The organism is Paenibacillus sp. FSL R7-0272, assembly GCF_037969905.1.
In the GTDB taxonomy this organism is placed as follows: Bacteria; Bacillota; Bacilli; order Paenibacillales; family Paenibacillaceae; genus Paenibacillus; species Paenibacillus polysaccharolyticus.
The window spans coordinates 1,028,510-1,047,479 of record NZ_CP150221.1; the positions used below are offsets into that span (position 1 = coordinate 1,028,510).

Consider the following 18,970-nt stretch of genomic DNA (forward strand, 5'->3'; position numbering starts at 1 on the left):
TCTAAAATAGAAAAGATGAATGGTTAGGATTCCTTTGAGATCAGGAACTGGGGTTCATCAATTAGGTTTTTGGATGCAATAGGCGAGGACATTGCGATAAGTGTAGTATAGGTTCCGTATTTGTCACATTGATTTCCGAATGCCTCTAAGTCAGCAATAGAATCTGTCATGACTTTCAATAAATAATTGTGTTCTCCACTGACGCGATAACATTCTACAACTTCGGGCGACATACGGCAGAAATCAAGGAAAGCAGTGCATTCTCTAGTCTGAAATAGTAGATAGGATGTACTCTGTTTTCCTAATTTTTGCGGATTAATGATGGTGCGGTACCCTTCAATAACACCACTTTCCTCCAGTCGTTTTACACGTTCCGTGACGGCTGGCTGTGAAAGTCCCACCAATTTTCCTAATTCGGTCATGGACAATCTGGCTTGGTTTTCCATATGAAACAGGATGTTTCTATCGATCTGATCCATAAACTCACTTCCTTTTATTCTATAGGTGATATTTCGGATATGCTTTTATATCCATAGTAATTAAAAGATAATGATTTGTAAATGTGAAGCTTTATAGTAGAAATGATTTATATATTAAATATATTTGGGATGGAAGGGAGGGGGAAGAGATCGATATGTGCGTGATGCAAGGTGGGAAGAAGGTGAGAAAGGCGAAAGGATTTAAAGGAAGCAGAAGGAGGTATGGGGCGCTATAGGATGACCAGTTTGCGGAAGGATAAGGATAAGGATAAAAAAGGAATCAGGAGGATATATAGGCTGCAGAAGGATGCAAAGGAGGCGAAGAATAAAACAAGAATGCAAAGGATGCAGACCGAGTGGCTGCAACCTTTGCATTATAGGGCCGGGAGCATGGCTATGCCTGCTGCCTGCGGGTGATCGCAGCGAGCTGTGCAGTCGCCGCGTGCACATCGGCCGCGCCCGCGATGGCGGAGATGACGGCTACGCCGTCGGCTCCAGCCGCCATCACGGCGGCCGCGGTATCGGGCGTAATGCCGCCGATACCGACCACCGGAACTGCGATGCCTGCGGCGCGCAGTTCCGCAACCCCGGCGGGGCCCAGCACAGCGTGGGCATCCGCTTTGGAGCGCGTCGGGTACATCGGCCCGACGCCAAGATAGTCTGCGCCCGCCTGCACGGCACGGCGGGCTTCAAGGACGGAGTGGGCGGATACGCCAAGCATCCGCCCATCTCCGATGCGGGCGCGTGCCAGCGCCGCGTCCGCATCGTCCTGGCCGACGTGTACACCGTCGGCCTCCACCGCCACAGCCAGCTCCACATCATCGTTCACGATGAACGGTATCCCGTGCTGGCTGCACACCTCACGAAGCCGCAGCGCAAGCGTTCTGCGGGCTTCGCCTGCCAGTGCACCAGTTCCCTTCTCGCGGAACTGGAACAGCGTGATGCCGCCAGTGATCGCCTGGCGGAGCACCTCCACCGGGTCACGCGTCGTATTGACGCTACCCATCACCAAATACAACTGCAGCGCGCGGTGGACCGCTTCCGCATCCCATCTACGCATCAGCGGCACCCCGCTGTCTGCGCTGGTACGCAAAGTGATTCGTTGGCCCGTGCCCGGTCCCGAATCCCAGCTCATCTTCAATGGCTGCCTGAATGAATGCTCGCGCGGTCGTAACGGCAGCCAGAATAGGGGCACCCTTCGCCAGTTCCGCCGTAATGGCAGCAGAGAACGTGCAGCCGGTTCCATGGGTATGACGTGTCATAACACGAAGGTTCTCCAAATAATGAAAGGAATGCCCGTCATACAGGATATCGATAACCGTACCGCTTCCCGTATCATGTCCTCCTTTAATCAAGGCATATGTTGAACCCATCTGCACCAATTGCTTTGCGGCTTCCTCGCGCTCACTCAGGTTCCGAATCGAACTCCCGATAAGTAGTTCGGCTTCGGGAATGTTAGGTGTGATAACCAAAGCAAGAGGTAGCAGATCTTCCACAAGTGCTTGCACAGCCTCCTGCTGGAGCAGAGGTGCACCTCCTTTGGCAACCATCACGGGATCAATAACCAGATTTGACCAGTCGTATTGCTGACATTTTGCCGCAACAAGACGAATAATCTCGGCACTATACAGCATACCTGTCTTGATGGCACGCGGCTGAAAGTCGACTCCCGTTGAATCAAGTTGCTGGGCAATGCCGTCGTAATCAATCGGAAACACGCCTTGAACCCCTGTAGTGTTCTGAGCGGCGATTGCAGTAATGACCGTCATGCCGTATACACCAAGTTCTTGAAAGGTTTTGAGATCTGCCTGAATTCCTGCACCGCCGCCGTTATCAGACCCGGCAATCGTTAACGCTTGAGCAATATTCATCAGACACCTCCACGAATCTGACGGATTTGTGCATGCTCGGAGAACAGCGAAGGTGTAATCTGCGCCAGTTGATTTAACAATTCAATCTGGAAGCTGCCTGGCCCCTGATGAGCCGTTCGTGCTGCAGCCTGTTCAGCAGCTACACCGTAGGTTGAGACGGCTTCCACCACGCTGTTCAGCATGTCGCGCCCCGGCTCGGCAATCGCAGCAAAAGCACCAATGACTGAGCTGAGAAGACAGCCTGCCCCGGTAACTTGGGTGAGCAATGCATGTCCGTTGCTTGTGAGGAAAGTATGATATCCGTCTGTAATAATGTCGTACTGGCCCGTAATAACGACAATACAGTCAAGCTGTTGCGCGGCCTTCTCCGCAATGCTAATCCGATCACCCTCGCCAACCCCGGCGTCCACACCTTTGATATTCCATGGCACACCAATGACATGGGCCACTTCGGCGACATTGCCTCTTAATACGGTAAGACGAAGCTCACGAACCAGCATTTGTACCGTATTGGTGCGATATGTCGTGGCTCCTGCACCAACAGGATCAAGGACAACAGGCACATGATGTGCATTGGCTGATTGTCCGGCTAGACGTATCGCTTGAACGACCTTTTCATCCAATGTGCCGATGTTCAGAACCACCGCACCAGCCATTCGAGCGACGTCAGCGACTTCTTCATGAGCATAGGCCATAAACGGAGAGGCTCCGAGGGCAAGCAGACCATTTGCGGTAAAAGGGGCAACCACAAGGTTGGTAATATTATGAACCAAAGGATTGAGTGAACGTACACGTTCAAGATAAGACATCCAAATGACCTCCTTATTTTCAAATGATGGATATGGTTATGAGCGAGACGACTAGCTGAAATACAAAAAAGCCCCACCCATTTCCGGAGAAATGAACGGAGCTATACGTTTGAACTGAAGTTGATCCCCATCTAGGATAGAGATCCCCTACTGCCAATAAAAGCCGCTCCACTTCCCTCCGCTGGTATAATCCAGATCAGGTTCAAAGGGTCCGAATCGCCGTATTCGTCTCAGCCGCAAGGCTCCCCCAGTGCAAATGTACAAGATATGCAGTTATGTACTCAGCATATATCCATCTTGACTTAATGTAAATAGGGCGAGGATTTAAGCCTTGAAATGGGGATGAAAAATACACTGGACTTTGTTACTGATCCGCTATTCTGATTTACCTTAGCTCGTGAACCCGATATAATGGGGATTGGCTCATATGGCCGTACTACGAATGAGGGCAGGACCGTTGTTCCTCCCGGCAGAATGGGGACCCTGAGTTGAAAACGTTCAAGAAAGTATATATTGAAATTACGAGCATCTGTAATCTGGCATGCAGCTTTTGTCCACAAACGAAGCGAGCCAAAGGATTCATCGACCCTGAAGTCTTTAATAATATATTGGATCAGATCAAACCACACACAAAACATATTTACCTGCACGTCAAAGGGGAACCGCTGCTTCATCCCAAAATTGACCTGTTGCTGGATATGGCTCATGCCAAGGGATTTAAAGTGAACATTACGACCAACGGTACGCTACTGCCAAAGACACAGCATAAATTATTGGGCAAACCTGCACTGAGACAGATGAATTTCTCGCTGCACAGCTTTGACGGCCATGAAGGTTCTACGGATCGTGACGGATACTTGCATAACATCTTGTCTTTTGTTCGAGAAGCGGTGAAACATAACGTCATTGTCTCGTTCCGACTATGGAATCTGACTCAGGATAACTTCACTAATGCTCAGATGAATCGCAATCGGGAGACACTTGAGGTGCTGGAAAAGGAATTCAATCTGGACTTCCGTATTGAAGAAAAGGTGGTTGCGGGTAGTGGCGTGAAAATTGCACCCAACGTATACCTGAATCAGGACCATGAATTCCAATGGCCAAGTCTCGATGCACCTGAAGATGACGGCAAAGGTTTTTGTCATGCATTACGCAGTCAGGCAGCTGTGCTGGTTGATGGAACCGTGGTTCCATGCTGTTTGGATGGAGAAGGTGTCATCAACCTTGGAAACATCCATGAAAAGTCTTTTTCCGATATTGTGGACGGAGAGCGTGCGAACAATCTGGTATACGGTTTTTCTAAAAGGGAAGCTGTAGAAGAACTTTGCCGCAAATGCGGATACCGCCAGCGTTTTGGAGCAGGAGCTTGAGACGGTGTGGCACATCGTAGAATAATTTGTAGTGAATTCAGGCTTGTCTGCTGAAGTATAGATGGAACGTTCTGCGGCCCTATTGTCTGATATCAGACGATAGGGTCTTTTTTTGATGGAACTTAACGGTAAAAACAGCATATTACGAGTTAATATCGGTACATATCAAATAAACAAAAATCAAATAAAAAGGCGTTTATATTGGATTTTATTCTAAAAAATGTAAATGTGATCTTAAGATTATTCCTGTAATCTCCCTTTTTTTGTAGGATTAGGACAGGTTCCGAGCAGTGATCTACTTCTGCGGTTCTGTCAGACAAGCTAGCGTGCTTGGAGACAAATTCACTTATATTAAGGGAGGATGTTCTTGATGAAAAAAATGTTAACGCTGTTGTTGTCCGCCGGTCTGGTCGCTTCCATATTTGGTGTTATGCCCGCAGCGGCTGCGCCAACGGTTGTAAATTCAACGATTGTTGTACCTAAGGGCACGACGTATGATGGACAGGGGAAAACCTTTGTGGCTAATCCATCCACCTTGGGTGACGGTTCTCAAGCAGAGAATCAGAAGCCGGTCTTCCGGCTGGAAGCAGGTGCTACACTGAAAAATGTCATCATTGGTGCGCCAGCGGCAGACGGTGTACATTGTTATGGTAACTGTAATATTTCGAATGTAGTATGGCAGGATGTGGGCGAGGACGCGTTGACATTGAAATCGTCAGGAACGGTGAACATTACAGGCGGTGCGGCATACAAGGCTTATGATAAAGTGTTCCAGATCAATGCGGCAGGCACAATTAACATTAAAAACTTCCGTGCCGATGATATCGGCAAGCTGGTGCGGCAAAATGGAGGCACAACATTCACTGTCAACATGACTCTTGATAATTCCAACATCTCGAATGTAAAAGATGCCATTATGCGTACAGATAGTAGCAGCTCCCAAGGCAAAATTACCAATACACGTTATTCCAAAGTGCCAACACTTTTCAAAGGATTCGCTTCAGGTAAAACGAGCCAGTCGGGTAATACGCAGTATTAAACTGTGGGGAGCTTAGTTATCCAAACCAGGTAGACTGGATCAGTGTACCAAATTTATCTGTCGAACAGTGCGGTAGGAATCACTAATCTAACCATTGAATAATCTATCCATTAATCGTTTGAATAAGCATGTTGCTTATATAACTAAGCCATATGCACCATACAGGGTGGAGCAGAGCAAATGCTGCTTCACCCTGTTTTTTTATGCTCATAGCCATACGACAACATTTAGCCAACTTGATTTGCATATGGGCAATATGAAGCTTCTTGTGATAACATGTGCACTAACTGTACCAATCGCATGATTAAGAGGGGATATTTATGTCAATTCGCATCAAAATGTTGCTTTCGTTTACAGGCATGCTTGTTATCAGTCTCCTGTTTATATTGCTTACAGCAAGTCTCTATACGATTGCGGCAACAGGGGATTTGCAAAGCTTCCGAGATATATACAAAGTCCATTATCAGATCAATCCACTGACGGAACAGGGAGAGACGATCTTTCAAGAGATGAAGTTTACAGCGAAAAGTGATCCGGACGAGCTACAGGACAAGGTATTGCTTCGGGAATACGATATGAAACTTCGAGCCGAGAAATCCGGGCTCTACGTGAGGCGTGAGGACAGTCCGATCTTTGAATCGCGGACATTCCATCAACCCGGATTGGGACAGGCACTGCCCGCCTATGATCTGAACAACAACCAGATTCGAAGTACGTTTAACATCGGTGAGCGCTTCTACGCGTATGCCAAGTTTGATTTTCAGTATTCAGATGGAGAACGAGGCAGTATCTTTGTCATACGGGAGAGAAGTCCGTTTGCAGAACTGACACGCAAGCTGTTGCCTGTGATGTCTCTCCTGTTGATTGGTGTCCTGATCATCGCTAACCTGCTTCTGTTCCGCTGGATTACACGTAGTTTCATTCAACCGTTGCATCAGTTACGAAGTTCGGCTGAACAGATCAAAAACGGTAATTTGTCTTTCAAGCTTGAACCTTCCTCCAATGACGAAGTGGGACAGCTTAGTGAGGCATTTGAAAGTATGCGGAATCAGTTGCAACGATCCAATGAGTTGCGACAGCAAGATGAGATTAACCGCAGAGAGTTGATCTCCAATATTTCGCATGATCTTCGCACGCCGATTACTAATATTAAAGGGTATATCGAGGGGATTCGGGATGGGGTAGCGAACACACCGGAGAAGATGGATACTTACGTCAACATTATTCATTCCAAAGCGGTTAGCATGGATAAACTGGTGGATGAATTGTTCTTGTACTCCAAACTGGACTTGAATCAGGAACCGTTTGTGTTCAGCCCAGTGGATCTGGTTGATTTTATGGAGGATAGCATTGAAGAACTGCGATATGATCTGGAGGACAAAGGAGTAGGACTCGAGTGGCATAACAGAACTTCGGGCTCCGTTCTGTCTGCTGTGGATCTGGATAAACTGAAACGCACGATTGTCAACATTGTTGATAATGCACTGAAATATATGAATGATGATGACAAACGACTCCGTATTACTCTTGAAACGAATCAAGAGTGGAATACCATTACATTCCAGGATAATGGGAAAGGCATATCCGAGGAAGATCTGCCGCATATATTTGAGCGTTTCTACCGAGCCGAGCATTCACGCAACTCGTCTACGGGCGGAAGTGGTCTTGGACTGGCTATTGCCCACCAGATTGTAGCTGGACATGGTGGTTTAATCTGGGCAGAAAGCAAGCTGGGTGAAGGCACGAGCATCCATATCCAATTGAAAAGGCTCATAGATGAAAGGGGGGAGAAGCTATGACTGATATTCTGATCATTGAGGATGAAACGACCATTGCCGAACTGGAGCGGGACTATTTCGAACTCCACGGATTTACGGTAGAGCTGTGTCATAACGGGGATGAAGGATTGCGCCGTGCTCTGGAAGAGAATTACCGACTTGTCATCGTAGATTTGATGCTTCCCGGGATGGATGGTTTCGAATTATGCAGGCTCATTCGTGAGGAGAAGGAAGTGCCCATCCTTGTCGTTTCCGCGAAAAAAGAGGAGATCGATAAAATCCGCACGTTTAATCTCGGTGTCGACGATTTTATTACGAAGCCGTTCAGCCCAAGCGAATTGGTCGCAAGAGCCAAGGCTCACCTGACCCGGTACGAGAGATTGCTCGGCAAGAGCAAACCTGCTGAACAGGATGAGATCCACATTCGCGGACTTCACATCGACAAGGGATCACGCCGTGTATTTTTGAACGGAGAAGAGGTGGGCATCACCACCAAAGAATTTGATCTGCTTGTATTTTTGGCGAGTCATCCGAACCGCGTATTCAGCAAATCCGATCTATTCGAACGAATATGGGGCATGGAATCGAATGGCGATATTGCAACGGTAACAGTGCATGTTCGTAAGCTGCGCGGGAAACTGGAGAGTGATCCGAAACATCCGGAATACATCGAAACGGTCTGGGGTGCGGGGTATCGTTTCACCATATAAGTTTAGAGAAAGATTCGTTGCAGTTTATATTTTGTTAATATATTTGTTCTTTGGAGTTTCTTTTTATCCCCTACGCTATAGATAGATGCAACAACTACCTACAGAGGGGAAGAACATTTCATGAATCTTACAGCTCGTAAACTAGTAGCACTATTAACGATAACCGCATTGGGAACAGCGACACTTCCATTCACAACACCTCAAGCTCAGGCAGCTGGATTCACAACTTCTATGTCCGCTACAGCGACACAGCTTACGAATCAACAGGTGCAGGCGGCCATCAAAGAACTAAACCGTCTCGGGATCATGAACGGATATAGCGATCAATCGATGGGTGAACTTCGGGCGATCACACGCGCAGAGTTAGCTTCATTGATATATAGAACATTTGATTTGCAGAGCAAGACAGGAGACAGTGCAGTAACGTTAACGGATATCCAGGCGAACGCTTGGTATGCGCCTTATGCTATTAAGGCGGTGGAGACAGGGATCATGCAGTCCGTGGATGGAGAGTTCCATCCTCAAAGTCTGGTAACGGATGCGGAGCTGGAAGAGGTTATATCTAAAGCATTAAAACGGGATGTGAAGTCCGTACACCATTGGATGAGTGCTTTCTATGAAGAAACGGGCTCTGTGACACGGGGCGAAACGGCAGTGTTGCTGCAAAAGGCTTATCAAGCTATCCCATCGGATCAAGCTCGCATTGAGAGTATTAAACCGTTGAATAACATGACTCTTGTGATCACCTTCGACAAGCCACTTACGGCAGAAGATGAAGTGTTTGCCAAATCCCGGACAGACTTTGCATTCAGCGGGGGGCTAACCTTAACCAACATGCCACGTTTGAAAACAGGCTCTGTTGCTACATACATCGTGCCGACATCCGTTCAACAAGCTGGAGAAGCATACAGCCTTACATATAAAGGACAAGATGCTGGTTCATTCAAAGGCAGTGACGTTAAAGTAAATATGACTCAAGTGCGTCAGGTCACGAATGATACGTTTGAGATTGAAGCTTTGAAGGAAAAAGGTGTGGTGGATTACGGTTATATTATTTCGGCATACAGCGCTGGTCGCGGGGCTAATGCTTTCATTCTGAACGATCAGGAGCAGGCAGACGGCAAAACGTATCAAATTATTTCGTCCATGCAGGCAAGACAAGTTACCATTACGCCGGAAAATGGCGAGCCGATCATTGCCAAATATGTTCCGTTTACGCAATCCACTGATGGCAGACAAGAACCCAAATTCCGATTGCCAGAAGGCCAGATTCTGAAACCAGGGGTATCTTACACTGTGACTTCGGAATGGGCCAGTATCGAGCATGCTTCCTTTACTGCGAAATCATTCGAAGCATTAGTCGTTAAGAGCGCTAAAGTCGCGAGTGATAGTGCCATTGAAGTGACACTTGCCCAAGATCCGGGAGATGAACTATTCTCTGGACGGAGTGTTAGCCTGACAGCACCAGATGGGCATGTCCTGACAGCGACGTATAAATATTCAAGCCGGAAAGGTGCAACAGGTGTATTTGAACTTGCGAATGGAGAAAAGCTGATCTCCGGCACAATCTATACGCTGAACCCGGTTGGCGATTGGAGTGTTGCATCATCGGTAACGGTGGTACAACAGTAAGGAGGACCTATGAACAAATCCCTGATGCTGATTATTCTGATCAGCAGTGTGCTGTTCGTTCAAGGCTGTATGCTTAACGAAGAAGATAACTCAAAGGAGGGAAGCCGTATGGCCTCACTAAATCAACAGTTATTCAGTGCAGCTGAAGCAAAAGATACCGGGAGTATCGAAAAGCTCATTCAGGAGGCAGCCGATGTTAAGGCTCAAGATCAGAGCGGAAGAACGGCCCTGATGATTGCAACGTACAATCAGGATATCGCATCTGTGCAAAAGCTGATTGAAGCAGGAGCGGATGTTAACCAGCAGGATGACATGTTGGATAGTCCGTTTTTATATGCGGGTGCCGAAGGGTATTTGGATATTTTGAAGATTACTATTCAGGCAGGGGCAGACCCTGCTATCACAAACCGGTACGGAGGAACGGCGCTCATTCCCGCTTCGGAGCATGGATACGTTGACGTGGTGCGAGAGCTACTGACCAATACCACGGTAGATGTGAACCATGTGAATAAATTAGGATGGACAGCATTGTTGGAGGCGATCATTCTAAACGATGGCAATGAACGGCAACAGGAGACCATTGAATTGCTTATCCAACATGGGGCTGATGTTAATCTGGCCGATGGCGATGGTGTGTCTCCCCTCCGTCATGCCAGAGCAAAAGGTTTTAAGGAGATCGAAGCTATTTTGTTGCAAGCAGGTGCAAAATAGTGAACACGCTAGTGCTATGGGGCAAGCTGGCATCTGCCAGGGAGTAACTGAACATCAACGAAAACGGGATGAGAGTAGCCTTTGCTATCTCATCCCGCTTTTTTGTGGTTATTGCGATATTTTTAGTGCAGGCATCTCTTTATTCAACCTATCTTTACTTCCAAACGAACTACTTCTCCCCTGGCACTTCGACGATAACTTTGCCTTTGGTTGGCGTAGCAGAGCCGCTTTCAAGTGAGCCTTTCTTGTTCATCATGTCATAGGCGGTTTCCTCCAGCATGCGGGAGTACTTGAAGGATACGAGTGTTTTACCAGCGACAGAAGGGCGGGTTCCTGCTTCGGCCACAGATTTGGTTTTAATAAAGAACAAATCACCAATCGTTCCGGCTTGTTTACCCAGATTAGCCTGCCATTTCAGCATGGCATTGCCGTTTGTAATTGTATAGTAACTGACCAGATCATTATCTTCAATCACGAAGAAGCGGTCCTTTTGGCCTTGTTCAAAAATATAAGCTGTAGAGGAATCCACTGGCCCAAGCGGATTTTTCACCTGTAGGCGCGGTTGGCCGAAATTTGAAAGCCGCGGCAGTTGCAATGCTGCTTCACGGGCTGCCGTCAAATCGGAACCGTTGTAATCTTTCACTATGGAAGTATTCGTGGTGTAAATATAAGCTTCCTTGGCAGCCTGATTCCAGCGTACTTGTGCTCCAAACGTTTCACCAATGGCACGAAGTGGAAGCATGGCTTTTCCTTTTACCAGAATGGGAACCGATGAAAGGGTGGCATTCTGTCCATTCTTTTTTATCGTTTTACTATTGGGTGTCAGCACGTATTGGTCACTGCCTGTTTTAATGCTGATTTGTTTGCTCTTATTATCATAACCGAAGGTGTAATCTCCGAGAAACTGCAGTTCAGTCAAGGCAATGTATGTGACCCCTTGGCGGATGACTACATCGTATTGTGCAGGCATATTGTTAATGTATGCCATAGGTTTCGTTGTAGTGGCTGCTTCAGCTACAGTAGGCATGAACAGTGCAGGAGCTACTCCTGCGGTCAGAATGGAGGCGGCCAGCAGCATCTTCCATTTTTTCTGCTTCCATCGTGCGTTGTGTGATTGTGTTTTGTTTGTCATGATCATTCTCCTTTCAAGTCACTAGACGGAGCAGTTATCCCAAAAGTTGCATATTAATGGAACATCCATAAGATATTAACCTAATTCCTGTATATTAAACTGTGAATTGAGGCATAAAATAAAGCTGTGTTTGAGGGAAGAAAGGATATGATTTTTTCCAAGATTCATTCGGAAAACAGGTAACTTTTTGATATGGGGAGCGTCTTATATGGAAATAACTTCTATTGGGAGATGAATGTGTGTGAAAAAGGAGCCTAATCAGAACATATGGGGTTATACTCGCTGCTTTACCTTAACGGGAATAACTGTGCTAGTGCTAACAGGATGTATGATGCCAGATCCCCAAACGGATATGCCGGGCAGACAGGCTCAGGTTTCAACAACACAGACAACTGATACGAAAGCTCCAATTCAAGTCTCCGATACAATTTTTAACGATTTACAGTTGCCTGGTTCATCAACCTTGCTTTCAGCGCAGCAAATTTCCGCCAAGATCCTCTACAAAAAGGGAGAACGAGTAACGCTCAGAGAGGGCTTGCCTCTTTTCAGTGGGCGGAAGGATAATCGCGTTGCAGTAGATCAGATGAAGATTACATATCTCACTATACCGAAGGAAAAGTATATTTTGACTGGGGTTCAGGGGGAGTGGATGCAAGTCAAGAACCAGCAGCAAGATAGCTACTGGCTTCCTGCCTGGTATGCGCTTAAGCAGAGTAACAACATAACGCAAACTGATCCTCATACATTCACTGTTCAAACGGATAGCAAATTGTACCTCACTCCTGACAGTACGATAACTTGGCCTTCCGATCAGGCGCTATTGAAGAAGGCGCTCATCGTGGCTGAGTGGAAGGAGTGGGTCGGCGTGTCCATTGCTCCCCGTATTTGGAGCAAGGAATGGACAGGTTATCACCATGTGATGCTCTGGATCAAGAAAAAGGATATTACAGGTCATCCTCCTGTCTCCGATGGATGGTTTGTAAGTGAGCCATCGTTATCTATCTCTATGCTCCGCCATCTGGTAGATACCAAGCTGGATCAAACGACGACCACCAAGCAGGTTGCCAAGTGGTTAGGGGAGCCGGATTGGAAGGAGCAGTCCAGAAATCTGAATGAACCAGGTGATCCGATGCGAGTTAGACAGACCTGGAGATATGAGCGGCAGGATGCACATTTATTGTTAACCTTTAATAACAACGGCAAGCTGACCGAGATTCATTGGAGTATGCCAGCGAGTCAGGATAATGAGGCAGATCTCCGAAGTGATGAGCGTATGGGCACGTTTACTTATTTCACTCAAGTTGCTATGGGGAAGTCGCTCCCGCAAACGCTACCCTGGAAACCGGAATGGGTGAATCAGGGAGATCTGAACTATACCTTTTTACAAGCGGGTACAGATGATGTGCTCCTCATGAAGGGAGACGATGGCGGGTTTAGCGGCATGCATTATGATGATTCCTTCTACGCGCTGGATCGACATACAGGGAAATTGCTCTGGAGAGTGCATAACGGATATGGTCCTGCTCAAGCGGTTTTAAATACCAAGCGGGATGCCGTTACACTATATACAAGTTATGACACCGATCGCAAGCAATATCTGGATCGTTTGCGCCATATCAACCTGAAAGACGGAAAGCTTCTATGGGAATATAAACCTGAGGTACAAGATAAGCGGAATACCAGTATAAACAAGAAGAATACAGCTGACGATATGGTATGGTTGAACGGCATCAAAGCTGCCCGAAACGTAGTTATTGTAGATATCCCTGCGGCTGAAGGCTCCAGTAATGGATGGATTCATGTGCTTAATAGTTCAACCGGTAAACGGTTATGGACTAAGAAATTAACGACAGGATATCAATTGCTTAATCGGAATGCCGATGAACCTTATGTTCTATATCAGGAGAAAAATCAGCTTGTTGCCGCAGATCCTCTAACGGGACGAACGATTTGGCAGGTGGAGGCGGGACCATCCGCGATAGATCATATCGAGAATGATTCCTATTTTGACGGTATCCATCGTTATGATCCTTTTGCCTCAGCCCCCCTTGGGCGCTGGATGTTGATGGATGATCAGTGGGTGCTGCTTGATTTGAATTCTGGTAAGAAAAAATCTCTAATTCCCGCACGTATAGGTCAGCAGATAGAAGTACTGAATGATGATATGGTGCTGATTCGTCAGAATAAAAAAGGAAATATGTACGGTGATTACGGAGATTATACAACCTCCTTATTTAACCCAGATACAGGCAAGATTCGCTGGACGGTTGATGCGAAAATTGAACGTGGACTTCTAGAGGCGGATCAACTGTATGTCATTAGAAACGGATATCCTGCCGCCGTGGATTACCATACCGGGGAGACACGGTGGGATGCACAAGAATCTGTTGGAACAAACCAATATTCGACCAATCAGGGCAGTTACCTCATCATTGGAGATCGTTTGTTGCTTCCGCGAAATGAAAACTTGCTTGTGATGGATAAAAAGGATGGAACTCTGCTAGGGCGTGTGCATGATGTAGTCATGGGGACTCCGGAGCATCGGGATCGGGATGCAAAGAATGGCATGATCAACCGAATCGACGATAAAGTGTATGTCGGATCAGCTAACGGACGTTTCCGTGTCTTTCCAGTTGATCAGCTGGAAGGAGATATCTCTTTTTAAAAGCTTGTCTGGGTCGCCATGTTGTTTTATTATAAATGAACAGGATTGCTCGCGCTCCGGTTATCGGCTGTGCGGGCTTTCTTCATGTGTTCTTGAAAGATTCATGAGAGATACTTGAGGGAACCATACATGATCATTCACGGGAGGAATCTCCATGATTTCATTATATGGTGTGAGCAAACGGTTCAACGAGCGCGGTTCCCGTGCGGATCAGGGATTTGAGGCCTTGCGATCCGTCTCGCTTGAAATAGGTAAAGGTGAGATTCATGGCATTATTGGTTCCAGCGGGGCAGGAAAGTCGACCTTGCTACGGATGCTCAACGGTTTGGAACAGCCTGATGCTGGAGAGGTTACCGTCAATGGTCAGCAACTAACCGGAATGAACGAGCAAGACTTGCGTCAGGCGCGTCGGTCCATCGGTATGATCTTCCAGCATTTCAATCTGGTCAGCAATCGCACGGTGCTGAGCAATGTGAGCATGCCCTTGGAACTGGCCGGCAGATCACGTTCACAGCGGCGAGAGCGAGGGTTGGAAGTACTTCGATTCGTAGGACTGGAGGACAAAGCGAACCAGTATCCGGCTCAGCTGAGCGGCGGACAGAAGCAGCGCGTTGCTATTGCCAGAGCGCTTGCCAGCCATCCAGCTGTATTGCTCTGCGATGAACCAACATCTTCACTTGATCCGCAGACAACAGGGGGAATATTGGATGTGCTTCGTCATGTGAACGAAACGATGGGGGTGACGATTGTCGTTGTTACCCATGAGATGGAGGTAGCTCGTCGATTATGTCACCGTATTACGGTGATGAAAGAGGGTCAGATTGTGCGTACCCTATCGGAATCAGAAGTTCGCAGTATCCCGGTTCCACAGCCGGATATCCTTACTTCACTGCTTGCAGACGACACTTTGGGTGGAACAGGAACGGAAAAGGTAACGGGCACCACTCTCCAGCGTCTGGCGGAACAGGAGGACGGGCAATGATGTTACCTGAGTCAGTGCTTAAATATCAGCATGAAATCTGGCAGGCCATTGGAGAAACATTTGTGATGGTGGGGATATCCATCGCGGCAGCAGTGCTGGTCGGTTTGCCTCTCGGTACGCTATTGTACCTGTTTCGTAAAGGGCAACGATATCAGAATCGAGCCTTGTTCACGGTTCTGGGCAGTCTTGTGAATATCATTCGTTCCTTTCCATTCCTGCTGCTGGTTGTCTTCATGATCCCGTTCACTCGTTTGGTTGTAGGCACATCCATCGGTACGTTAGCTGCAACGGTACCTTTATCGGTCATTGCTATTGCTTATTATGCCCGCCTTGTCGAACAGGCGCTACTCGATGTGCCTAAAGGTGTCATCGAAGCGGCCTCTTCTATGGGAGCCTCTACCGTGCAACTTGTCCTTAAATTCCTGTACGTGGAGGCAAGGTCTGGTCTTGTGCTGGGACTTACCACAGCAACGATCAGTTTTGTTTCCTATTCTACGGTAATGGGGATTGTGGGTGGTGGAGGCGTTGGTGATTTTGCTATTCGTTACGGTTACCAACGCTTCGAAACGGAAATTATGATATTTACAATTGTTATCATGATTGTGCTGGTACAGGTGATTCAATTCACGGGTAGCCGACTGTCTCGCTGGTTGGATCGCAGATCCTGAGGAACCCGCTAAAAATGACTACAGAATGTACAGAGAAGGGGTAAATATTCAATGAAAGTAAAATTGATGCTCATGCTACTCGCGGTTATGCTCGTTGTATCCGCCTGCGGTAAAAAAGAAGAAACGCCTGCTACTGAGGGGGCGAAGCCAGAATCACAAGCCGGACAGGAAGTTACACTAAAAGTAGCGACATTGATTCCGCCAATGACGGATGTACTGGATATCGTTAAACCGCTTCTTAAAGAAGATGGCGTAAACTTGGAGGTTGTGGTGCTGTCAGATAACGTACAGCCGAATACGGCTCTAGCAAACAAGGAAGTGGATGCGAACTTCTTCCAACACGTGCCGTACATGAAACAGTACAATGAGGCGAATAGTGCAACTCTGGTTCCTGTTCAGCCCATTTACAACGCGATCTATGGTGGATACTCCAAAACCTACAAGTCCATCGATGAACTGCCAGAAGGAGCAACGATTGCGATTGCCAATGATCCTTCAAACATCGGGCGCTCCCTCGTCATGCTGGAACAAAACGGCCTGATTAAACTCAAAGAGGGTGTAGGTTTTAATGCGACACAGGCAGACATCACGGAGAACAAAAAGAATTTTAAGTTCAAAGAGGTAGATTTGCTGATGCTTGCCCGTATGATGGATGATGCAGATCTGGTAGCTATGACTCCTGCCTATGCGAGCCCGCTCGGTCTAACGCCAAAAAAGGATGCTTTGCTGACCGAGAAGGACGATTCCCATTTTGCGATCACGTTGGTAGCCCGTGAGGATAACAAAGACTCCGAAGCCATCCAGAAGCTGGCTAAACGTATGGCTGGCCCTGAAGTGAAAGCCTTTTTCGAAAAAAATTACGCAGATATTGCCATTCCAGCATTCTAAGGTATAGGTGAGTATAGAGATTCGAACATTGAGATCCGAGCAAATATGCTTGGGTCTTTTTGTTTGTGATCTTACTTCTGTTAACAACTATTTAGAAACTTAATAGAACCGGAGTTAAATTCGTTTAATTTAGTTAATAACTTTTTTGTATGTTAGTGAAAATATCAATTTAATATGGAAGAGGTAGAGTGAATTGTCGTTGGAAAACAAAAAAACAGGTTGGTTAGGAAAGATTGTAACCGATTTTAAGGTCAAACTGATCATGTCCTTCATTATCTTTTTGGCGGCCCCTTCCATCACTATAGGTGTATTGTCTTATAACAATGCCAAAGAGGAAGTAACGAAACAAATTTTACATAGTGCAGAGGAAAATGTGAATTTAGCTAATAGTACGATTGATTTAATAGTCAATGTGAAACGCAAGCAGGTTGAATATTATGCGAAGGTTTTTACTGCAGACACCATGAAAAATTCAGAAGCAAACATGCTGGAGGAAATAAAGGGATTCATCGGGCAGAACCCGGATGTGGTTTTGGTCAGTATAGGAAATGAAAATGGAAAATATTTAAGTTCTTCGGATACAGCTACCCCGCAAGATTATGATCCACGAACCAGACCTTGGTATACAGAAGCGATGAGTCAACCTGGTCAGGTTATCGTCACAGATCCGTACACCTCCACATCAACGAATTCAGTTACGGTTTCAATTGCAAAGGCATTGGACGATCGCTCTGGTGTAGTCAGTCTTGATCTGGATCTGAACGACATTAGCAATAGTATAAGCAAGATCAAGGTAGGGGAGCAGGGATATATGGTCTTGCTGGATCGTAGCAAAAAGTATATCTATCACCCGAACAGCCCAGCTGGATCAGACGCGAAAGAGTCATTTTGGACAGAGGTATTTGATAACGAATCAGGCACATTTGATTATGTCTATAATGATGAGCCCAAGGTTATGTATTATTTAACGAATGGTTCAACCAATTGGAAAATCGCAGGTACGATGTTTACCTCCGAGGTGCATGAGGCGACAGCTCCGATTCTGCATCGTATGATCATTGTGCTGTTATCTTGCCTTGGCGTTGGGGCTGTAATCATCTGGCTTGTCATGCGCTCTATTATTAGACCCATCAGAGAATTGAAAAATCAAGCGATACAAGTGAGTGAAGGAGATCTGACACAGACTATTGTAAGTAAAAGTTCGGATGAGCTTGGTGAACTTAGCGACGCTTTTGGCAAAATGCAGACGAATCTGCGCTTGCTGATCCAGAATGTAGAGCATAGCGCAAGTCAGGTAGTTACCTCATCAGAAGAGATGACGCAGAGCGCAGAAGTGACCAGTGCTGCGAGTGAACAGGTGGCCAGAGCTATTCAGGAAATTACGCTGGGAGCCGAGAAACAAATGCATGGTATTGAGCATAATCACGAGGCCATGCGCGAAATTACGTCTGGTGTAACCAATATTGCGGAGAGATCGGTTCATGTGTCCGAATTAGCCAAACAGACCACGTTACAAGCAGAAGAAGGCGGCAACACGGTTAAGCAGACGGTAGATCAGATGAGATCAATTCAAGAGACCGTCTTACAGATGAGTCGTATCATTCAGACATTGGATCAACGTTCTGAGCAAATCTCCGCCATCACAGAGCTGATGGGAAATATGGCAAAACAAACGAATCTACTAGCTCTGAATGCGTCGATTGAGGCTGCACGTGCAGGTGCACACGGGAATGGGTTCGCCGTAGTAGCTGGAGAAGTTCGCAAGCTCGCAGAACAATCCCAGCAGTCTGCTCAAGATATTACTACACTGACATCTGCGGTCCAGAAGGATACATTGGAATCCGTTGATATGATGAAAAAAGTGGCATTAGAGGTCGAGCAGGGCATGGAGGTTTCCACTGAAGCTATTCAGAAGTTCCAACGTATTCTGGAGAGTATGCGCGAGACTACACCTCAGATTGAAGAGATCGCAGCCACTTCACAGCAGATTACGGCTGGAGTACAGGAGGTTGGGGCTGTGTCTAGCGAACTGGCAGGTATTGCTTCAGCGAATGCCTCAACTTCGGAAGAGGTCGCAGCCTCATCGGAAGAACAGCTGGCTTCGATGGAGGAGATATCAGCTTCTGCAAGAAGTTTGTCAAGTATGGCAGAACATCTGCAAAGTCTGATACAGCAGTTCAAGTACTAGGGAGCCGAGAGGCTCCTTTTTTACATTTAGTCTGGTAATTTTGTGGGA

16 protein-coding genes and 1 riboswitch are annotated in these 18,970 nt (G+C 46.8%); of the genes, 11 read left to right on the plus strand and 5 right to left on the minus strand.

Going from position 1 to position 18,970, the window contains the following annotated elements:
* Positions 1 to 23 precede the first annotated feature (23 nt).
* The 4 genes from MKY23_RS04445 to thiM form a co-directional block, all read right to left on the minus strand.
* Positions 24 to 479, minus strand: a complete 456-nt coding sequence (locus MKY23_RS04445) for a winged helix-turn-helix transcriptional regulator (protein WP_090917359.1) — start codon at positions 477 to 479, stop codon at positions 24 to 26.
* A 394-nt stretch (positions 480 to 873) separates the two neighbouring features.
* The gene (thiE, locus tag MKY23_RS04450; protein ID WP_339835641.1) at positions 874 to 1,539 is read right to left on the minus strand and encodes a thiamine phosphate synthase; all 666 of its coding nucleotides are present in this window, start codon (positions 1,537 to 1,539) and stop codon (positions 874 to 876) included.
* Entirely contained in the window at positions 1,532 to 2,350 is an 819-nt protein-coding gene (gene thiD, locus MKY23_RS04455) for a bifunctional hydroxymethylpyrimidine kinase/phosphomethylpyrimidine kinase (RefSeq protein WP_339835644.1), read from the minus strand. The genes thiE and thiD overlap by 8 nt, the downstream gene beginning before the upstream one ends.
* Positions 2,350 to 3,159 carry a hydroxyethylthiazole kinase gene (thiM, locus tag MKY23_RS04460; protein WP_339835648.1) on the minus strand — a complete coding sequence of 270 codons (810 nt, stop codon included), beginning with the start codon at positions 3,157 to 3,159 and terminating at the stop codon, positions 2,350 to 2,352. Before thiM ends, thiD begins: the two co-directional genes overlap by 1 nt.
* Before the next feature lie 156 nt (positions 3,160 to 3,315).
* Positions 3,316 to 3,418, minus strand: a riboswitch (TPP riboswitch).
* A gap of 229 nt (positions 3,419 to 3,647) precedes the next feature.
* On the opposite strand from thiM, the gene MKY23_RS04465 reads away from it, so the two are divergent.
* The 6 genes from MKY23_RS04465 to MKY23_RS04490 all read left to right on the plus strand — a co-directional run bounded on the left by MKY23_RS04465 (position 3,648) and on the right by MKY23_RS04490 (position 10,399).
* Positions 3,648 to 4,529 carry a radical SAM/SPASM domain-containing protein gene (locus MKY23_RS04465; protein ID WP_090917367.1) on the plus strand — a complete coding sequence of 294 codons (882 nt, stop codon included), beginning with the start codon at positions 3,648 to 3,650 and terminating at the stop codon, positions 4,527 to 4,529.
* A 370-nt stretch (positions 4,530 to 4,899) separates the two neighbouring features.
* Positions 4,900 to 5,568 (plus strand): pectate lyase, encoded by a 669-nt coding sequence (locus MKY23_RS04470; protein ID WP_154960199.1) that lies wholly within the window; start codon positions 4,900 to 4,902, stop codon positions 5,566 to 5,568.
* 320 nt (positions 5,569 to 5,888) lie between these two features.
* Positions 5,889 to 7,367, plus strand: a complete 1,479-nt coding sequence (locus MKY23_RS04475) for a HAMP domain-containing sensor histidine kinase (protein WP_339835653.1) — start codon at positions 5,889 to 5,891, stop codon at positions 7,365 to 7,367.
* Positions 7,364 to 8,056 (plus strand): response regulator transcription factor, encoded by a 693-nt coding sequence (locus MKY23_RS04480; RefSeq protein WP_339835656.1) that lies wholly within the window; start codon positions 7,364 to 7,366, stop codon positions 8,054 to 8,056. The genes MKY23_RS04475 and MKY23_RS04480 overlap by 4 nt, the downstream gene beginning before the upstream one ends.
* 120 nt (positions 8,057 to 8,176) lie before the next feature.
* Positions 8,177 to 9,688, plus strand: coding sequence for an S-layer homology domain-containing protein (locus MKY23_RS04485; RefSeq protein WP_339835659.1), 1,512 nt, complete (start codon positions 8,177 to 8,179; stop codon positions 9,686 to 9,688).
* A gap of 9 nt (positions 9,689 to 9,697) precedes the next feature.
* The gene (locus MKY23_RS04490) at positions 9,698 to 10,399 is read left to right on the plus strand and encodes an ankyrin repeat domain-containing protein (RefSeq protein ID WP_339835662.1); all 702 of its coding nucleotides are present in this window, start codon (positions 9,698 to 9,700) and stop codon (positions 10,397 to 10,399) included.
* 169 nt (positions 10,400 to 10,568) lie between these two features.
* Here MKY23_RS04490 and MKY23_RS04495 read toward each other — a convergent pair whose 3' ends face one another.
* Positions 10,569 to 11,531 carry a copper amine oxidase N-terminal domain-containing protein gene (locus MKY23_RS04495; RefSeq protein WP_339835665.1) on the minus strand — a complete coding sequence of 321 codons (963 nt, stop codon included), beginning with the start codon at positions 11,529 to 11,531 and terminating at the stop codon, positions 10,569 to 10,571.
* 328 nt (positions 11,532 to 11,859) lie between these two features.
* Here MKY23_RS04495 and MKY23_RS04500 point away from each other — a divergent pair, with 328 nt between their 5' ends.
* The 5 genes from MKY23_RS04500 (at position 11,860) to MKY23_RS04520 (ending at position 18,922) form a co-directional block, all read left to right on the plus strand.
* Positions 11,860 to 14,196 (plus strand): PQQ-binding-like beta-propeller repeat protein, encoded by a 2,337-nt coding sequence (locus MKY23_RS04500; RefSeq protein ID WP_339835668.1) that lies wholly within the window; start codon positions 11,860 to 11,862, stop codon positions 14,194 to 14,196.
* Positions 14,197 to 14,350: 154 nt separating this feature from the next.
* The gene (locus tag MKY23_RS04505) at positions 14,351 to 15,178 is read left to right on the plus strand and encodes an ATP-binding cassette domain-containing protein (protein ID WP_339835671.1); all 828 of its coding nucleotides are present in this window, start codon (positions 14,351 to 14,353) and stop codon (positions 15,176 to 15,178) included.
* The gene (locus MKY23_RS04510; protein WP_339835674.1) at positions 15,175 to 15,846 is read left to right on the plus strand and encodes a methionine ABC transporter permease; all 672 of its coding nucleotides are present in this window, start codon (positions 15,175 to 15,177) and stop codon (positions 15,844 to 15,846) included. The genes MKY23_RS04505 and MKY23_RS04510 overlap by 4 nt, the downstream gene beginning before the upstream one ends.
* 51 nt (positions 15,847 to 15,897) lie before the next feature.
* Positions 15,898 to 16,734, plus strand: coding sequence for a MetQ/NlpA family ABC transporter substrate-binding protein (locus MKY23_RS04515; RefSeq protein WP_090917389.1), 837 nt, complete (start codon positions 15,898 to 15,900; stop codon positions 16,732 to 16,734).
* Positions 16,735 to 16,933: 199 nt separating this feature from the next.
* A complete protein-coding gene (locus tag MKY23_RS04520; RefSeq protein ID WP_339835678.1) occupies positions 16,934 to 18,922 on the plus strand; it encodes a methyl-accepting chemotaxis protein in 1,989 nt (662 codons plus the stop codon).
* Positions 18,923 to 18,970 lie beyond the last annotated feature (48 nt).